Below are 16,945 nucleotides of genomic sequence, written 5' to 3' on the forward strand. Positions count from 1 at the left end.
GACCCGACCGTGCAGATCTCACGGATGATCGGCGTCTGTCACCGATGACGGCGTGATCCCCTCCGAGGTCCACTCGGACCATGACCAATCACCTCAAGCAACGCAGTCAGCAACAACCATCCAAGATCCGTGGCGCCTCGCGGTTCGGCACAGCCCTCACCGGTGTGCTGCTGCTCACCGGCGTCGCAGCATGCGGCGACCAGGACAGCGCGCCGCAAGCACAGGCCGAAGCGACCGTCGCCAGGCCGAAGAGCGAGATCAAGCTGAGCGACACGGCGGTCGACATGCCCGCTCAGATGCCGGGCGGCCTGGTCGACGTGCAACTCGACGCCTCGCCGAGCACCAAGCGCAGCCACCACCTGGCCTTCTTCCGCCGGGACGACGGGGTCAGTGCCAAGCAACTGGAGCAGGCCAGCGACGCCGAGTTCGAATCCCTGGTCACCTACGAGGGCGGCAACGCCCAGGTGAACGCCGGAGCCTCGCAGGCTCTTACCTTCGACCTCGACCCCGGCAACTACACCGTGATCGACTTCGACGAACAACAGAACATGCTCATCGGAGAGACCACGGTGGGTGCCCGAACTCGGGGAGCCGCCGAGCCGACCGCCAAGGGAACGATCAAGCTCGGACCGGGCATGAAGATCACGCTGCCCAAGGGGTTCGACGGCAGCGGGGTGTGGAAGGTGGTCAACGACGACCCGTCCCTGCCCCACGAGGCGGGGGTCGGCAGGCTCGCTCCGAACAAGACCAGCGCCGACGCGGTCGCCTGGGCCAAGGACTTCAATGGCCCGCCGCCGATCGAGACCGTGGGCGGGTTCGGGGCGATCAGCCCAGGACATCAGGGGTGGGTCGACCTCGGCCCGAAGCAAGCCCCGGGCAACTACCTCGTGTATTGCGCCCTGCCCGGCAGCGACGGAGTGCTCCATCTGGCCATGGGCATGGCCACCGAGTTCCCCGTCAACTGAAAGGACACGTCATGGTTCAACTCGCAGCACTGCTGCTCGGCTTTCCGGCCGGATACTTCATCCGTAACCAGCGCGTCGCCCTCGTGGCGATGGGGGTCCTCTTGACGGCGTTGCTCGCCGCCCAGACGATCGCCGTCGGACACGACGACCGCATCGACGCCATCTACTGGGTGATCCAGGCGGTCACCTATGCGGTGGCGGCGGGCCTGGTCGTGTGGGGGCACCACGCCTCGACCAACCGCCGTGCGGCGACGCAACATCCGGTCGCAACTCGACGGTGACACGGCGGGTCGCTCAGGACCGAATCAGGCGCACGGTGAACGGGAGTTGCAGACGTCGGCGTCGCCAGAGGCTCAGACGCGCCGGCCCAGTTCGGCCTTGGCGACGATCGTTGCGATCCGTCGCCGGCGCGTCGAGTCCTGAGCGGCGCTGACCACCGACCACAGCATCATCTTGCGGGCGCTGGGGGGAAATCCGTCCCACGCGAGCCGGGCGGACGGATTGGCATCGAGCGCCTCACGCAACTGGTCCGGCTCGATCAGATCCTCCACCTGGTCGTAGATCGACCACCAGCCGTTGTCCCGAGCCACCCGAACCGCCCGGCGACCGGCCTCGGTCATCAGCCCGGCCGCCTCCATCTCCGCCACCCGCCGACGGTTCAGCCGGGTCCAGGAGCTCTTCGGCTTTCGTGGGGTGAGCATCTGCAACCCGCGCTCCTCGTCCAGCGTGCCGGCCGTCGAGTCGATCCAGCCGAAACAGATCGCCTCCTCGACGAGCTCGGGGTACGGGCACCTGGGCCTCCCGGTCGGCGTGCGCCACGAGCACAGCCAAACGCCCCTCGCTGTGTCGTGGTGCCGCTCCAACCAAGCGCGCACCTGGCCCCGCGATTCGGCGTGGTACATCGGATACTCGAACTTCCACACGGCCGGATGGCTCGATGACGACGGCGACACGGTTGCCATCACCACAGGCTACGGCCCAGTCGTCACCACCGGGCCGTGTCCGAGGTACTCACCGGTCGCGCAGGAGCTGATTGATCCGGGCGGCCTGCCTGGTCAGGTGCTGACGTTCCGGCAGGCTGGGCGCCTGGAGCGCCGCTTCCGCGTACAACTGCGCAGCCGTCTGGAAGGCACCGTTGCGTTCGTGCAAATAGGCCGCCACCGCGCTGCGTCGGGGCACGCCCTCGTCGACCTCTCCCAGTGCCGCCAGCCCCGAAGGTGCTCCATCGGCCTCGCACACCGCCACCGCCCGGTTGAGCCTCACGACGGGTGTGTCGGTGAGCGCGAGCAGCTCGTCGTACCACTCGACGATCTGGATCCAGTCGGTCTCCTTCACGCTGCGTGCGTCGGCGTGCAGCGCCGCGATTGCAGCCTGGGCCTGGTACGGCCCAAGCCGGTCCTCGGCGAGCGCCCGCTGCAACAGCGTCACGCCCTCGGCGATCGACCCGACGTCCCACAGGCAGCGGTCCTGTTCGGCCAGCGGCACCAGGCTGCCGTCGGTGCGGGTTCGGGCCGGTCGTCGGGCGTGGTGTAACAGCATCAGGGACGCCAGCCCGGCCACCTCGGGGTCGTCGACGACACGGGCCAGCCGCAGCGCCAGCGCAATGGCCTCGGCCGCCAGGTCGACGTCGCCGGAGTAGCCCTCGTTGAACATCAGATACAACACGTGCATCACGGCGACGAGGTCGCCGGGCTGGTCGAGGCTGACGCCGGACACCTTGGCCTTGGCCCGGCTGATGCGTTGAGCCATCGTCGCCTCCGGCACCAGGTATGCCTCGGCAATCTGTCGGGTGGTCAGCCCCCCGACCGCACGAAGCGTCAACGCAACCGCCGATGACGGCGACAGCGTCGGGTGGGCGCACAGGAAGTAGAGCGCCAGCGTGTCGTCGGCACCCGAAGCGTCGCCCGGCCGGGGTTCGGTGGCCACGCGCCGTTCCCGGTCGCTGCGGGCCGACTGCGACCGCATCAGGTCGAGGTACGACCGCCACGCAACGGTGGTCAGCCAGGCCGTGGGGTCGTCGGGCACGGTCCGCTCCCATGCACCGAGCGCCTTGATCAGCGCCTCCTGCACGGCGTCCTCGGCCGTCGCAAAGTCGGCTCCGCGACGGACGAGGACGGCGAGCACCTTGGGTACTGACGAGCGCAGCAGCGATGCGTCGACACCCACCGCCTTGGTCAGACGTCCGCTGACGAGGGGGCCGACATGAACTTTCGCAGCTCGAGCCATTCGTGGATCGGCTCGCCGCCCGCACCAGGCGCAGCGGAGAGCTCGCCGGCGATCTCGATGGCACGCTCCTCGCTCTCGACGTCGATCACCAACCATCCGGCGATCAGGTCCTTGGACTCGGCGAACGGCCCGTCGGTGACGGGCGGCTTGCCCGCCCCATCGGAGCGAACCCACATCCCGTCGGGCGACAGGCCCTGGCCGTCAACGAACTCGCCGGTCGTCTCCAACCGCGAGTTGAGGTCGTGCATGAACTGAACGTGAGCATCGACCTCCTCCGGCGACCACCGGTCCATCGAAACGTTGTTGATCGGTGCCGGAGCTCCCCGGTAGTGCTTGAGCAGCAGGTACTTGGCCATGTCGTTCTCCTTGGTGTTGAGCGACCGGGGTGGTCGCACTCATCTTGATGACGGAGCCGCCGTCGGGTTCTCGACATCGTGCGTCAACAAAATGCACCGATGCCCGTTCTACCTAACGACTTCGGCTGGAGGGGTGACAGTGTTGCCCAATGGTCGACCCTGCGCCCTGCCCGATGGGCCCCGCCCGATGATGCCAGCCCGGTGAGCGACGTTGACTTCGTTGTCGTCGGTGCGGGCATCAGCGGCCTGGCCGTCGCCGACGGACTGACCCGGGCAGGCCGGTCCGTCCGGGTGTTCGAGGCCGGGCCCATCCCCGGTGGCCGGATTCGGTCCGTCGAGGTACCCGGCGGGCACGCCGACCTGCCCCACCTGGTTTTGGCCCGGCGAGCAACGGGTCGCTCGACTGGTCGACGAGTTCGGTCTCCCGGTTCACGATCAGTGGACCACCGGCGGCGCGCTCGTCGCCGCCGACGGGGTTGTTCGACGCATCGATCGTCCGGTGATGCCGCCGTCCTACCGGTTCACCAACGGCGCCATCTCGCTCGTCGACGGACTGGCGGGCCGACTGCCCTCCGGCACGGTGACGGTCGACTGCCCGGTCACGCGGGTCGAGCGAGCCGACGATCGCGTCACCATCTACACGTCGCAGGGCTCATCTACCGCCGGAGCGGTCATCGCCGCCGTTCCGCCGTCGCTCGCACTGGACACCGGGATCATCGACCCGGGCGATCTCGAGCCGTCGGTCGCCGAAGCAGCGTCGTCGATACCGGTGTGGATGGGCGGCGTCACCAAGGCGGTGGCCATCTATCCCGTGCCGTTCTGGCGCCAGCTCGGGCTGTCCGGAACGGCCTTCGGTCCCGGCCAGCCGTTCGGTGAGGTTCACGACATGAGCGGCCCGGACGGCACACCCGCCATGCTTTTCGGGTTCGGCCAGGCGCCGCTCGCGGATCCAGCCGAGGCGTTCGTCGAACAGCTGACCGCCCTGTTCGGGCCGAAGGCCGCAGAACCGGCACAGGTGCTCGTCGTCGACTGGGGCCGGCAACCGTTCACTGCGCCGACCCGCCTCGGACTCACCAGCCGGTATGACCTGTACGGATCGCCGCACCTCACCACGCCGAGCTGGGCGGGTCGGCTCCACTGGGCGTCGACCGAGACCGCCACCACCGCGCCGGGTCACATCGAGGGGGCCCTCGCCGCCGCCGAGCGAACCCTCGGGGCCCTTCTCGCTCCCTGAGCGAGCGTGCGCTCTCGACGTGTGAGGTCAGACGACGTCGCGCCGCTCGACGGCCCAAAGCCCGATCGCAGCCGGGACGAGCGCCCAAGCGGCGAGCGCTGCCAGAGCGGCCGGTGTGCTGACGTCGGTTCCGGCGCCGGCGAGCACGTTTGCGAGGATGTTGGGCATCCAGGATGCGGTGTCGTTGGCCATCTGCACGATCAGCGGTGGGGCGATGATGAGCGCGATGGTGGTGCCGGTGACGGCCCCGCCGACGGAGCGCACGATCGAACCAAACCCGGCGCCAAATACCGCACCGGCCGCTCCGGCGAACGCGGCAGCGCCGAGCAGTCGCAGCACGTTCCCGGCCGACACGAGAAAGCCGTAGTCGGTGGTGGGCAACGCCAACGCAACCGCGGCAATCGTCAGTGCCGTACCGACGACGCTCAGAACGGCCCCGCCGACTGCGACCGCGCCGAGTTGCGCCCCGACCGCCCGGTGCCGTCGGGGCGAGGCGAGAAACATCGGAATGACGGTGTGATGCCCGTATTCGCGGGCGACGGCGATCGCACCGAACAGTGCGGCGAGAATGAAGCCGTTGGCGGCGAACGCAACCAGCGATTGCTGGTCGGCAGCGGTCGAGATGAAGGTTTTGGAACCGTCCATGTCGGTACCGGCAACGACGATGACCGCGTTGATGACCGCAAAGGCGAGCAGCACCCCAAGGAACGCCAACGGCATCTTGGTACTGGTGAGCTTGCGAAACTCCGACCGAACCAGTCGTCTCATGGTCATGGCGTGAGGCCCTCCTCGGCGGTGGCCAGGTCGGAGGTCCAACCCAGAAACAGCTCTTCGAGCGATGCTCCGTGTGGAGACAGCTCGTTCAGCGCGATGCCGTTGGTGAAGGCCCGGTCGCCGATCTCGTCGATCGGCATGCCGCGAACGACCAGCGTGTTGGCTGCGTGGGCCGACGTGGTGGCGCCCTCGCCCTCGAGCACTGCGGCCAGACGATCCGACTCGCGGGCTCGGACGAGCGACGCCGGCTGCTGAAGATCTGCGAGGGCACCCTGGGCGACCAATCGGCCCTCGTTGATGACGACGACATCGTCGACCAGGTGCTCGACCTCCCCGAGCAGGTGGCTCGACACCAGCACCGTTCCGCCACCAGCGGCGTGGGCACGGAGCAGGTCGCGCAGCGTCCGGGTGCCCTGGGGGTCGAGCCCGTTGCCCGGCTCGTCGAGGATAAGCACCTTCGGCTCACCGAGAAGCGCAGCGGCAAGGCCGAGGCGCTGACCCATGCCGAGGGAGTAGGCACCCGCTCGTCGGTTCGCTGCGTGGGCGAGCCCGACCTGTTCGAGCATCTCGTCCACCCGCGAGTAAGCGGTACCGGTGGCATCGGCCAGAATCATCAGATGGTTGCGGCCACTTCGGCCCGGGTGAAAGGCGTTGGACTCGAGCAGCGCCCCGACGGTCCGGGCGGGGTTCACCAGGTCGCGGTAGCGGCGACCGCCGATCGTGCACGTCCCTTGATCGGCGGCGGCAAGATCGAGCATCACCTTCATGGCCGTGGACTTTCCGGAGCCGTTCGGCCCAAGAAATCCGGTCACCCGGCCGGGCGACGCCACGAAGGTGAGGTCATCGACCACCGTGTGGTCGCAGTAGCGCTTCGTGAGGTGATCAACCCGAAGAACAACGTCACCGTCGGCCGAAGCGTCCTCCGGGTTCCGTCCCGTCGGTGCAGCGGATGCGTGCGATTCCGGTCTCATAGGTCGTTGCCTCGCTGAAACGGGTGCGTTCCCTCGTCGTGCGTCAAGCGCATGCGTCGTCCACGCGTCACCCTAGGGGAGCGGCCAGACAGTTCCACCGGCTGAGCTGATCGCCTCGGCGCCGCCCTCGCTCGGATCCGCAGGCGGTCACTGCCTGTTCTCAAGCAAGCCCACTACATCTGCGGTATTTCCCCTTGTTCCAGCCCTTCATGAGGCGCAAGATTTCGGAGATCATTCACACGAGGTTGTGTCGGACCGCTCGGCGAACAGCGCTTGAGACTGGACACACCACATGAAGATGCACGAACACCGTCACGCAATCTGGGCAACCACGCTCGTCGTCACCGTGGCCCTGTTGGCCGCCGGCTGCGGTTGCTCTCCCGCCCCGGTCAAGCCCAAGGCTGAGGGGTCCGGTTGCAGCGGCCTGACGACCGGCATCCCTGCCGGCACCTGGTACGGCGCCGTCAAGAGCTCGTCGACCACGGGCAAGCTCTCCTTCGACGTGGAGTGTCTGTACGTCGGTCCCAGCGCACGCGCTGCGGCCATCGAGGACGGCCGGGACCCAACCGACATCTTCGACTTCTACATCCGCAACGCTTCGACCAAGGCCCGAAGCGTGCCGGTGTGCAGCGGAGCCAAGGCCTTTGCCCCAAGCGCTGCCGACATCGACATCATCAAGCAGCTCTCCGTCGGCGACTACCTCAAGCACGTCAAGGGCACGTTGAACAACCCCAGCATCTATTCATATGGCGGCCTCACCAAGCTGACGGTCCGCTCAAACGGTGCCTGCGCAACGACGATGACCCAGATCTACCTGCCGTAGTTCAGCAGGGTCGTTCGTCGCCGTTGGCGTAGGGTCGCACGACGTGGGGACGACAGCAACCGTCTTGGCTATCGCCGCGCTGGTAGCGCTTGCCGCAGCCGTCGCCGGCCTGGTCCAACTCCATCGCGTGGCGCCCGACGTGGCACCGATGCATGACCCGGTCAGCGACTACGGCGCCGGCCCGCACGCTGCGTGGTACCGAGCTCAGGTCATCCTCGTCGGGCTCGCGTCCGTCGCCATCTGGTTTGGGCTGCGATCGGCCGATCTCGACGGCGACGACAGCACCTGGCTGCTCGTGTTCGCAATCAGCCGCCTGGCGATCGCCGGGTTCGCGACCGACCTGCCCGGGGCCGAACGGACCAGCACCGGCATCATCCACAATCTGCTCGCCGCCACGGCTTTTGGGTCCATCGCGATCGCAGCCAGCAGACTCGGCGGCGGACTCGCGGACAGTCCATCGTGGGTCTTTGCCGGCTCGTGGTTCGGATGGCTGGGAGCCTTGGTGGCGATCACCGCCGTGGCGCTGGCGGTCGCCTGGCTGGCTCCCTGCATCTTGCGCACCTACTTCGGCCTGGTCGAGCGGTGTTGGTATGCGGCGATGCTCGCCTGGCTGTTGGCCACGGCGGTTGGTCTGCTCGTCGGCTGAGCCGTCATGAGACCGCTCGTTGACGCACTCCCATCGGTGTTGACCGGCAAACCGTGTGGCAGCACCCCGCCACGATTGGGATTCGAATACCCCTGGGGGTATGATCGGAAACCGACCCTTGAGACCCCGCTCTGGAGTGATCATGGCCGAAACCCCCAACACCATCTGCCCCAACTGCGGGACCCCCGCCGCAGACCAAACCCACTTCTGTGCCTCGTGTGGCACCGAACTCCCGATGCAGGTCGAGCCCCAGGTGGACGGCGCAGCACCCCGAGCGTGGTGGGTCATCGGCGGAATCGCCGTGGCTCTCATCATTGCGGGGATCGCAGCGTTGCTCCTGCTCCGCGATGACGGGTCTGTCTCCACCGAGGACGTCGTAGCCGAGCCAGGTGCCACCGAGACATCCCTCTCGACGACCACCGGGGTGCCGCCCGCCGAAGCTCAGCCCGCCGCCGGCGACACCGAAGAGACGCGGGCGCCGACCACCAAGGGTCCAGCGTCCACCACCACCCCCAGGCAGTCGCCGACGACCAAGGGTTCGCAGACGACCACAGCCGCCCCGAGCCCGACGTCAGCGCCGACCACTGAACCCGAAGCGGCACCGACCGACCGAAGCGAAGTGGCCGCCGGACTCGTCGGTGACGCCATCGAGAACTGCGGAGGGCTGGGGTTTGTCGACACCATCAAGGGTTCCCCGACCGGCAACGACAGCATCTACAAGGTTGAGGCCCGCTTCGTGTGGGACGACTCCGACCCATTCACCGCCTCCTACACGGTCGACGTCGACTCGGGCAGCATCACCACCGCCGATTCGGAGGCGGCGTACCTGGCCTGCCTGTGACCGCGCTGGTGGCGAGCACGGTCAGCACCCGGACGCACGGTAGGCCGCCATCAGAACCCCGGAGTCAAACCGTCGGCTGGACTCAAGCTGGAACGAACGGGTCGGGGCAGGGCCGGGTTGGAACAACGGGATGCCATCGCCGAGCATCACCGGGTTGATCTTCAATACCAGGCGGTCGATCTCGTCGCGAACCGCAGCCGCAACCACTCCCCCGCCACACAGCCAGATCCCCGCCCCGGGCTCTCCTTTTAAGGAGCGAACCAGGGCAATCGGATCGTCGGACACAAGCTCGACGCCGACGCCCACATCCTCGAGGCGGCGCGTTCGACTGAGGACGTACTGGCGCAGGTGCGGGTAGGGGCTGTCGATGCCGTGCGGCAGCCCTACGGCGAATGTGTTCCACCCCATGATTACGGTGTCGAACGTATTGGTTGTCGCCTCGACACCGAGCGCTGCCAACACGTGGCCGGGCATGGTCTCGGGCCACTCGTCCAGCAGCGCATCGATGTGGTCGCCGGTCTGAGCGAACGCATCGAACGATCCGCCGGCGGCGGCGATGTAGCCGTCGAGGCTGACGGCGACCTGATAGGTGAGTTGTCGCATCGTTCTCCTGGTTCACGACGGGTGTAGCGGTTTGACAAACTACAGCATCCGTCGTGGTTTGCCTAGTGTTGCGGCTATGGCTGCCAACGCTCTACGACGCGAGGCGCTCCTCGACGCCGCCATCGCTGTCCTCGCCGAACGGGGCACCCGAGGGCTGACGTTCCGAGCGGTCGACGCCAACGCCGGCACCCCGGTCGGCACCGCATCCAACTACTTCGCCAACCGGGACGAGCTGATCGCTCAGGTTTTCGAACAGATTGGCGTCCGCCTGGCGCCTGACCCCGACGAGGTTGACCGGCTGTCGCAGCGGACGCCCTCCACGGAGCTGTTCGCCGACTACATGCGCTACATCGTCGCCCGGCTCTCGGCCGAGCGCGACGTGACCATCGCACTGTTCGAACTGCGCCTCGAGGCGAGCCGAAACCCCAGGATCGCCGAGCTGGTGCAGAACTGGGTCAGCACAGGGTTTGCCGCCGACGTGGCCTTCAACGATGGGGCGGGCCTGCCCGGCGGCCGAGAACAGCTCGCGCTGTTCCACTATGCGCTCGACGGACTCATGCTCGATCGCCTGACGGCGCCGATCGATCCGTCGACGTCGACCGACCAGGTCATCGATCGGCTCGTCGATGGGCTACTGAAGTAGCCGAAGCGAATCCACACCTTCCAGAAGCGCACCGCACGAGACAGTTCCAGTTGCGTCGCTCAAGTGCGATGATCGAAACCATGCTCGACCATCTCTCCATTCAATGCTCCGATGTCGATGCCAGCGCCCAGTTCTACGACCAGGTTCTGGCCACCCTCGGCGGCCAACGGATCATGGAGTTCCCCGGCGTGATCGGCTACGGCGTTCCGCCGATGCCCACCTTCTGGCTGGGGGCGCAGACAAGCGGCGACGGCTTCCGAGAGAGCCACATCGCCTTCGCCGCACCCGACCGCCAAGCGGTCGACACGTTTTTCGAGGCGGCGGTCGCATCGGGCGCCGAGGCGCTCCACCCGCCCCCGGGTGTGGCCGGAGTACCACCCCAACTACTACGGGGCGTTCGTCCGCGACCCGGACGGCAACAACGTCGAAGCGGTCTGTCACTCCCCCGGCTGACGCGGCCGGAGCGCGGGCAGCAGTGGCCTGGGTCAGCGGTCTGTGGACGCGCCGAACCAGGCGGTCAGCGCTGCGGGCAGATCGTCCTTGCCGACGTCGCCGGTCCATGCGACGTAGCCGTCGGGGCGGATCAGCACTGCGGCGGGAGCCGGCACCTCGCCGATGACCGGCAGCTCCCACGCACCGCTGTGCGTGGCGGCGACCACGGTGACCCGGTCGGCCCACGGCCCGATGTCGACGTCGCCCGAACCGGCGAGGTTCAACAGGACCGGCCGGGCCTCGTGGAGCAGATCGAACACCCGGATCCGCCCTTGGGCGGTGTCGAGGTCGAGGTCGGGCATCCGCCGTCCCAACAGCGGGTGGCCGGCGCTCAGGTCGTAGTGGACGTCGAGACCGGAGAGCATGGCGGCCACGTGGCGACGTGGTTCGTCCATCTCGAGCAGTTCGCTCATCGCGTCACGCAGCGCCTGGTGCCGATCGTCGGGCTTGCCGAGCGCCGCCTGAACCATCGTGTTGCGCAGCACCCGGGCGCCGACCGGGTGGCGTTCGTCCGTGTAGGTGTCGAGCAGGCTGCCCGGTGAGACGCCGTCGACCACCTGGGCGAGCTTCCAACCCAGGTTGACCGCATCCTGAACGCCGATGTTGAGGCCCTGGCCGCCCTGCGGCGGGTGGACGTGGGCGGCATCGCCGGCCAGCAGCACCCGCCGGTCGCGGTAGGTCGTCGCCTGGCGGGTCATGTCGGTGAACCTGGAGATCCAGTCGGCGCTGCGCAGGCCAAAGTCGCTGCCGTAGACAACTTCGAGGGCGGCGCGCAGGTCGTCGAGGTCGGGGCGGCCGTCGCCGAGCTCCCGTTCGGTCAGCACCACGCGCATCAACCCGTCGTGACCGCTCGGGCCGATGCCGTGGGTGCCAAGGCTGTCGTGTCGCATCCCCACCTCGGGTTCGCCGTCCATCACCACCTCGGCGATGATCCAGCTGGTGGCTGCATCCACCCCGACAAAATCGATGCCGGCGGCAGTCCGGACCGTGCTGCGGCCACCGTCGCATCCCACCAGAAACTGGCTGCGCAGCACCCGGCCATCGGCCAGTTCGGTCTCGACGCCGTCGTCGTCCTGGACGAAGCCGGCCACGTCGGTCTGCCGGTAGAACGGCACCCCGAGCTCGTCGATCCAGCCGGCCAGGATCGGCTCGAAGTCCTTCTGCCACAACGCCAGCACGTAGGGGTGGCGGGTCGGGAAATCGGTGATATCCAGCCAGAGCCCGGAGTAGCCGAGGGCCGGGTGCGTCTGCCCGGCCTCGACGAACCGATCGACGATGCCGCGCTGGTCGAGCAGCTCGAGCGTGCGGGCGTGCAGCCCGCCCGAGCGGGAGCCGTCCAGGCTCTGGTCCGCTCGCCGTTCGACGATGGCGACGTCGACGCCCGCGATCGCCAGTTCTCCCGCCAGCATCAAGCCGGTCGGCCCACCTCCTGCAACAACCACCGCATGATCTTGCGCCGACGCGTCGTGTTGATCCATCAATCGCTCCCCTGTTCTACCGGCCGAGCTGACTGCCATCGCCCGGCGGTGCTGCCGGCCGGCGAGCCCGGATCGGGCTCAAGGCAAGGTTGACGAAACCAGAAATCTGCACTTGCTACAAGCCCCCCGACACGCCCTACATTGAGAATGGCGGGATCGGTCAGCTTCAGGGACGGTGGGGGCAACCACGCCAGATTCATAAAAACAAACGTCCTGCGGTATCTGAGCGATACCGCAGGACGTTGATCAATCCAGATGCGGGGCCAGGCCCCGACGGCGTCAGACGACGAAGCGCAACAGGCCGGCCAGCGGGCCGCCTTGGGGGATGTCCTCGGCACGAACGGCCAACACCCTGCCTCCGGCGAGCAGCACCCGGCGGGCGATCTCGTCGGTCACTCCGTAGTTGCCGGCGCCCTCGGCGTCGGCCAACGTGACCGCACCAATGTCGTCAATGGTGCCGGGGACGCTGGCGTCGATGTCGACCAGCAGCGTGTCGACCGCACCGAGCGTGGACAGGCGGGCCAGGTCGGACGCGTCGGTTGCAGTGCGCCCTTGTCCGCTGAGGTCACCGAAACGCTCCGCCAACTCGGCGACCTGGTTGGCATAGACCTCGTCGAGGATCGTCCGGGCCGCGTCGGCCAGCTCGGCGTCGGTGCTGGTCTCGGGGTTACCGTGCTCGCGCTCGGCCACCAGGTGGGGGTAGGTGTTGACCGACCGGTAGAGCGCGGCCATCGGCTGGGAAGCCGCCAGGATCAGCGGCAGGTCGGAGCCGGTCAGCACGGTGCGCAGCGCCGTGTCCACCCTGCGGGCGTAGGCGCCCTCACGGGCCCGGACGACTTTGTTGCCCGACGACTGCCACGCATCCTTGGGCAGGTCCTCGACCCGGACCTCCACGGGGGCGCCCGACGGGCCGACCTCAAGTAGCCGAACTGCGCCCTGGGACAACGCCAGGATCCACGCAGCGTGGGGGAACGTCACCGCCCGCAGCAGCGGGGTGATGTGGAAGCGGTCCGACACCTCAACCATGGCGGTGAGATGGTTGGGCAACCGGTGGGTTTCGAAACGGCCCGGACTGGCAAAGATGGCCAGGCTCTCAGCCTGGTTGGCCCAGAACTCCTCAACGGCAGGATCGTCGCCCTCGTCATCACCCTCGGCGAGGTGCACCAGGTTGGCCTCAATGTCGGCCACCGCATCGGCATCGGCGCCGGCGGCTTCGAGTTGCTCGACCGCCTGACGGGTGAGGTCACGCAACACCAGGCGGTCCTGATGGGTTTCCTGGGTCACCCGGTGGGTCGGCAGGTAGATCGAGACGCAATGATCGGCGGTCGCCGTCAACAGCCGCTCGAGTTCGGGCCGGGTCGGAATGTCGGTATGCAGCGCCATGCGGGTGCGATCCCTTTGTCAGATTGGGGAATGGGGTCGCAACAACCTACTGGGTTCGTCACCGGCGCCCAGCTTCGCCGCCCAGCTGCGAGGTCGGAGTCCGCAGCATCCGGAGGTGCCGATGCTCACGTCGAACGGAGCGTCCCAAACCAACTGACATACTCGCAGACGTGACATTCGCGCCCGCTTATCACGTTCTCGCCAAGCCGACCGGCCCGATCTGCAACCTGGATTGTGAGTACTGCTTCTTCCTGTCGAAGGAGATGCTCTATCCGGGAGACCGGTTCCGAATGGCCGATGAGTTGTTGGAGACCTACCTCCGCCAGCTCCTCGAATCTCACCTGACCCCCGAGGTGACCGTCGCCTGGCAGGGGGGCGAGCCGACCATGATGGGTTTGGACTTCTTCAAGCGATCCGTGGAGCTGGTCGAACAGTTGCGCCGGCCTCACCAGCGGATCAGCTACTCGATCCAGACCAACGGTGTCCTCATCGACGAGAGCTGGGCGGGGTTCTTCAAGGAGAACAACGTGCTCGTCGGCGTGTCGGTCGACGGGCCAAGGGCCCTTCACGACGCGTATCGGGTCGACAAGCGCGGCGAGGGCTCGTTCGACCGGGTCATGGCCGGCTACGAGCATCTCCGGGCGGCCGATGTCGACGTGAACGTTCTGTGCACGGTCAACGCCGCCAACCAGGATCACCCGCTCGACGTCTACCGGTTCTTCCGTGACGAGATGGGGGTCAAGTTTGTGCAGTTCATTCCCGTCGTCGAGCGGACCACCCAAACCCTCCTGCCGCTGGCCAACCTCGGCTGGAGCAGTGCCAACAAGGAGAAACGCCCGCTGTACGTTCAGCAGGGGGACCTGGTCACCGAGCGAAGCGTGGCGCCCGAGGCGTTCGGGCGGTTCCTCACCACCATCTTCGACGAGTGGTCACGCATGGACATCGGCGAGATGTACGTCCAGCACTTCGATGCCGCACTGGCCAACTGGTACGGCGAGCCTGCCGGCGTCTGTGTCTTCTCCGAGACGTGCGGGTCGGCGGTGGCCCTCGAGCACAACGGCGACGTGTACTCGTGCGACCATTTCGTCGAACCGGACTACCTCTTGGGCAACATCACCGAGACGCCGCTGGGCGAGCTGGTCCGGTCAGATCGTCAGATGAGGTTTGGCCAGGACAAGCTCGACAGGCTGCCCGAGTTCTGCCGGACCTGCAAGGTCCGGTTTGCGTGCCACGGCGGCTGCCCCAAGAACCGGTTCACGCAGACACCGGAAGGCGAGGACGGGCTCAACTACCTCTGTGGCGGCTACAAGGTCTTCTTCGACCACATCGACGAGTCGATGCGGATCATGTGCGACCTGCTGCGCGAGGATCGCGCCCCTTCCGAGCTGCCTGACGTACTCGCCGCCCGCGAGGCCGCCCTCTACAAGGACGCAAAGCGCAATGAGCCGTGCCCGTGCGGAAGCGGAACCAAGTACAAGAAGTGCCACGGCGGCCCTGTCACCCCGGCGGCGTCACCCGTCGCACTCTGAACCCGACCCGCCGGTCACACGCGCTTGACGTCATTCAGTCGATGACCACCAGCCGGCCGTCCGGCGCCAGGTCGACGGTTCTCGAAACATGTGGGTCCAAGACCACGTCCCCGCCGTCCGAGGCGCCGGATCGCCAACCGATCGCCAGCAGCCCCGCTGCCTGCGCCGCCGCGACCACATCGCCGAAGCAGATGGTTCCACTCAAACCGAGATCGGCGACCGTGATGAGCCTGAGTGATGGTTCTCCTGGCGCATACAACGACAGGAGGACCTGGCGGCGCTCAGGTTGTTCGGCCAACTGGGTCATGATGCGGCCGGCGATGGCGTCGCTCACGATGTAGTCATCCGCGCCCGACCGACGGGCGAGTTCGACGTTGCCGGCATCCCTCAACTCGACAATCACCCGCGGCCGGGGCCCGCTTCTCTGCTCAAGTTGCTGTCGGAGCAACATGAGCGCCAGCAGCGTTCTGCTGTCGGCCTCACCGGCGGTCAACCCCCGCTGGTAGGCGAGCAACACGATGGAGGTGACCCGCCCGCCCTCGGGATCCTCGTTCAACTCCCAGGTGAGTCGAGGGCTCGGCGTCAGCCGCACCTCAAGGTTCTCCGAGCGGGGGACCGCAATCTCCTCGACGTCAAAGAGTTCGGGGTCGAACGCGATCTCGGCGGTGGAGCCAGGAGAGCAGAACTGACCGACCGAGCCGACGAGCGTGGCGCCGAGCCCGTTCCAGCCGACAACCACCAGGTGTTCAGCAGGCTGGGGAGTCGCTACTTCGTGGTGCGCGGCGGGCTTCGCTGCCGCAGCGGCAAACGACAGTGCGCTGGGGACGGCAGGACCCGCGTGATCGGTGATCATCACCAGACGGTCACCCTCCTTTGGGGCGGTCGCTCCATTGGGGTTGAGCGTGACCACCCCATCGGTTCCGAGCAGGCCGATTGGGCGCACGGCGCCGAAGCGTCGAACGATCTCAGCGAACGGAACGCCGACAAGTTCAGGCACCTCGACCAGGTCGATACCGCATCCGCGGGCATCCATCAGTTCGTCAACGATCCCCCGCAGGCCGGGCTCCCGAAGGAAGTAGGAGGTGAGCCGCGCGATGGTCACCGTGGTCACCACCGGGTGGACGTCTCCCCCGCAGGCACGGGCAAGACGCTCGGCCATCGCCGGCTCCTGCAACTCGACGATGATCGGCATACGGTCAAACCCGCCGTTGGCGGCACCAACCGCCAACACGGTCTTCACCACACCGGTGTCGTTGTCGGCATCGTCGTCGGCCATGACGATCACGGCCCGTGCGTCCTGGACGCGAACCATCTCCAGGTCGCCGACCGTGTCGGTCTCCCCGGACCTGACCACCAGCCGACTACTCCGAAGCCCGGCCGCATGGGCCGCTGCGGTCTCCCGAAGCTCCCGCGGCTCCCGGTTTGCCAGTACAACGATGACGTTGTCACGACGGGCTCGATCGGCGATTGCCAACTGCTCGATGAGCACCGGCAGCCGTGCTGATGTACCCAGGATCACGATGTGGCCCGTTTCGACGACGGTGTTCTTCCCCCGTTGCATCTGCTCAACCCGTTGCTCAACGCCGTTGGCGATCAGTCCGATGAGGGTGCCCGCAAGGAGGAGCCCCGACAGCGTGACGATCAGCGCAATCGCCCTCGGCCCCCAACCGACGTCGGCCGCCATGGTTCCGGAGTCGATCGTCCGCAGCAGGCTTTGCCAGGTGTCCTCCCCCCAGCTGCGATCTCCGCCGCCTGAGAACGTGACCCGGAAGATGGCCATGATCGCAGAGCTGGCCAGCACCACCATCGTGGTGACGCCGGCCAGCCAAAGAAGCACGGCCCAGGTGCCGCGCGACAACAGGTTGTCGACCCGATAACGGATCAGCGACCGGAGGCCGCCGGGAAGCCTGTCCGGCCGGTCTTGGTCGGCATCTTGTGCCATCGGTCATCTACCTCGTCTCGCACGTGACCGTAATGGTTG

The 16,945-nt window shown here is 67.3% G+C and carries 17 protein-coding genes and 2 pseudogenes; 10 read left to right on the forward strand and 9 right to left on the reverse strand.

Going from position 1 to position 16,945, the window contains the following annotated elements:
* Positions 1-80 precede the first annotated feature (80 nt).
* Entirely contained in the window at positions 81-965 is an 885-nt protein-coding gene (locus MPARV_RS0103180) for a hypothetical protein (RefSeq protein WP_020377211.1), read from the forward strand.
* Positions 966-976: 11 nt separating this feature from the next.
* Positions 977-1,246, forward strand: a complete 270-nt coding sequence (locus MPARV_RS0103185; RefSeq protein ID WP_020377212.1) for a hypothetical protein — start codon at positions 977-979, stop codon at positions 1,244-1,246.
* 72 nt (positions 1,247-1,318) lie between these two features.
* On the opposite strand, the gene MPARV_RS0103190 is transcribed toward MPARV_RS0103185, so the two are convergent.
* The 3 genes from MPARV_RS0103190 to MPARV_RS0103200 are packed head-to-tail and all read right to left on the reverse strand — an operon-like array spanning position 1,319 to position 3,547.
* Positions 1,319-1,927, reverse strand: coding sequence for a YdeI/OmpD-associated family protein (locus MPARV_RS0103190; RefSeq protein WP_031277143.1), 609 nt, complete (start codon positions 1,925-1,927; stop codon positions 1,319-1,321).
* Between the two features lie 49 nt (positions 1,928-1,976).
* Positions 1,977-3,191 carry an RNA polymerase sigma factor gene (locus MPARV_RS0103195; RefSeq protein ID WP_081582050.1) on the reverse strand — a complete coding sequence of 405 codons (1,215 nt, stop codon included), beginning with the start codon at positions 3,189-3,191 and terminating at the stop codon, positions 1,977-1,979.
* Positions 3,140-3,547, reverse strand: a complete 408-nt coding sequence (locus MPARV_RS0103200) for a YciI family protein (protein WP_031277144.1) — start codon at positions 3,545-3,547, stop codon at positions 3,140-3,142. The genes MPARV_RS0103195 and MPARV_RS0103200 overlap by 52 nt, the downstream gene beginning before the upstream one ends.
* 99 nt (positions 3,548-3,646) lie before the next feature.
* On the opposite strand from MPARV_RS0103200, the pseudogene MPARV_RS25950 reads away from it, so the two are divergent.
* Positions 3,647-3,853: pseudogene (locus MPARV_RS25950) on the forward strand (NAD(P)-binding protein); the annotation flags it as partial.
* Between the two features lie 10 nt (positions 3,854-3,863).
* Positions 3,864-4,781 carry a flavin monoamine oxidase family protein gene (locus MPARV_RS20740; RefSeq protein WP_051011874.1) on the forward strand — a complete coding sequence of 306 codons (918 nt, stop codon included), beginning with the start codon at positions 3,864-3,866 and terminating at the stop codon, positions 4,779-4,781.
* Positions 4,782-4,808: 27 nt separating this feature from the next.
* Here MPARV_RS20740 and MPARV_RS0103210 read toward each other — a convergent pair whose 3' ends face one another.
* A complete protein-coding gene (locus MPARV_RS0103210; protein WP_020377216.1) occupies positions 4,809-5,555 on the reverse strand; it encodes an ABC transporter permease in 747 nt (248 codons plus the stop codon).
* Positions 5,552-6,526 carry an ABC transporter ATP-binding protein gene (locus MPARV_RS0103215; protein WP_020377217.1) on the reverse strand — a complete coding sequence of 325 codons (975 nt, stop codon included), beginning with the start codon at positions 6,524-6,526 and terminating at the stop codon, positions 5,552-5,554. The genes MPARV_RS0103210 and MPARV_RS0103215 overlap by 4 nt, the downstream gene beginning before the upstream one ends.
* A 292-nt stretch (positions 6,527-6,818) precedes the next feature.
* On the opposite strand from MPARV_RS0103215, the gene MPARV_RS0103220 reads away from it, so the two are divergent.
* The 3 genes from MPARV_RS0103220 (at position 6,819) to MPARV_RS0103230 (ending at position 8,836) form a co-directional block, all read left to right on the forward strand.
* Positions 6,819-7,349: a hypothetical protein gene (locus MPARV_RS0103220; RefSeq protein WP_020377218.1), complete on the forward strand. Its 531-nt coding sequence runs from the start codon at positions 6,819-6,821 to the stop codon at positions 7,347-7,349.
* A gap of 43 nt (positions 7,350-7,392) precedes the next feature.
* Positions 7,393-7,995, forward strand: a complete 603-nt coding sequence (locus tag MPARV_RS0103225; RefSeq protein ID WP_020377219.1) for a DUF998 domain-containing protein — start codon at positions 7,393-7,395, stop codon at positions 7,993-7,995.
* Positions 7,996-8,137: 142 nt separating this feature from the next.
* Positions 8,138-8,836: a RodZ family helix-turn-helix domain-containing protein gene (locus MPARV_RS0103230; RefSeq protein ID WP_157789433.1), complete on the forward strand. Its 699-nt coding sequence runs from the start codon at positions 8,138-8,140 to the stop codon at positions 8,834-8,836.
* A 21-nt stretch (positions 8,837-8,857) separates the two neighbouring features.
* Here the strand turns inward: MPARV_RS0103230 and MPARV_RS0103235 are convergent, their stop codons facing one another.
* Complete coding sequence (locus tag MPARV_RS0103235; RefSeq protein WP_020377220.1) at positions 8,858-9,439, reverse strand: dihydrofolate reductase family protein; 582 nt, start codon at positions 9,437-9,439, stop codon at positions 8,858-8,860.
* A 76-nt stretch (positions 9,440-9,515) separates the two neighbouring features.
* Here MPARV_RS0103235 and MPARV_RS0103240 point away from each other — a divergent pair, with 76 nt between their 5' ends.
* Entirely contained in the window at positions 9,516-10,082 is a 567-nt protein-coding gene (locus MPARV_RS0103240; RefSeq protein WP_020377221.1) for a TetR/AcrR family transcriptional regulator, read from the forward strand.
* An 80-nt stretch (positions 10,083-10,162) separates the two neighbouring features.
* A pseudogene (locus tag MPARV_RS25955) lies at positions 10,163-10,535 on the forward strand (VOC family protein).
* Between the two features lie 32 nt (positions 10,536-10,567).
* Here the strand turns inward: MPARV_RS25955 and MPARV_RS0103250 are convergent.
* Both MPARV_RS0103250 and MPARV_RS0103255 read right to left on the reverse strand, forming a co-directional pair.
* A complete protein-coding gene (locus tag MPARV_RS0103250) occupies positions 10,568-12,052 on the reverse strand; it encodes an FAD-dependent monooxygenase (RefSeq protein ID WP_020377224.1) in 1,485 nt (494 codons plus the stop codon).
* 279 nt (positions 12,053-12,331) lie between these two features.
* Positions 12,332-13,435 carry a baeRF11 domain-containing protein gene (locus MPARV_RS0103255; protein WP_020377225.1) on the reverse strand — a complete coding sequence of 368 codons (1,104 nt, stop codon included), beginning with the start codon at positions 13,433-13,435 and terminating at the stop codon, positions 12,332-12,334.
* 170 nt (positions 13,436-13,605) lie between these two features.
* Here MPARV_RS0103255 and MPARV_RS0103260 point away from each other — a divergent pair, with 170 nt between their 5' ends.
* Positions 13,606-14,964, forward strand: a complete 1,359-nt coding sequence (locus MPARV_RS0103260; RefSeq protein WP_020377226.1) for an anaerobic sulfatase maturase — start codon at positions 13,606-13,608, stop codon at positions 14,962-14,964.
* A 34-nt stretch (positions 14,965-14,998) separates the two neighbouring features.
* Here MPARV_RS0103260 and MPARV_RS0103265 read toward each other — a convergent pair whose 3' ends face one another.
* A complete protein-coding gene (locus MPARV_RS0103265) occupies positions 14,999-16,906 on the reverse strand; it encodes a CASTOR/POLLUX-related putative ion channel (RefSeq protein WP_020377227.1) in 1,908 nt (635 codons plus the stop codon).
* Positions 16,907-16,945: the final 39 nt, after the last annotated feature.

The sequence above is a fragment of the Candidatus Microthrix parvicella Bio17-1 genome, assembly GCF_000299415.1.
In the GTDB taxonomy this organism is placed as follows: domain Bacteria; phylum Actinomycetota; class Acidimicrobiia; order Acidimicrobiales; family Microtrichaceae; genus Microthrix; species Microthrix parvicella.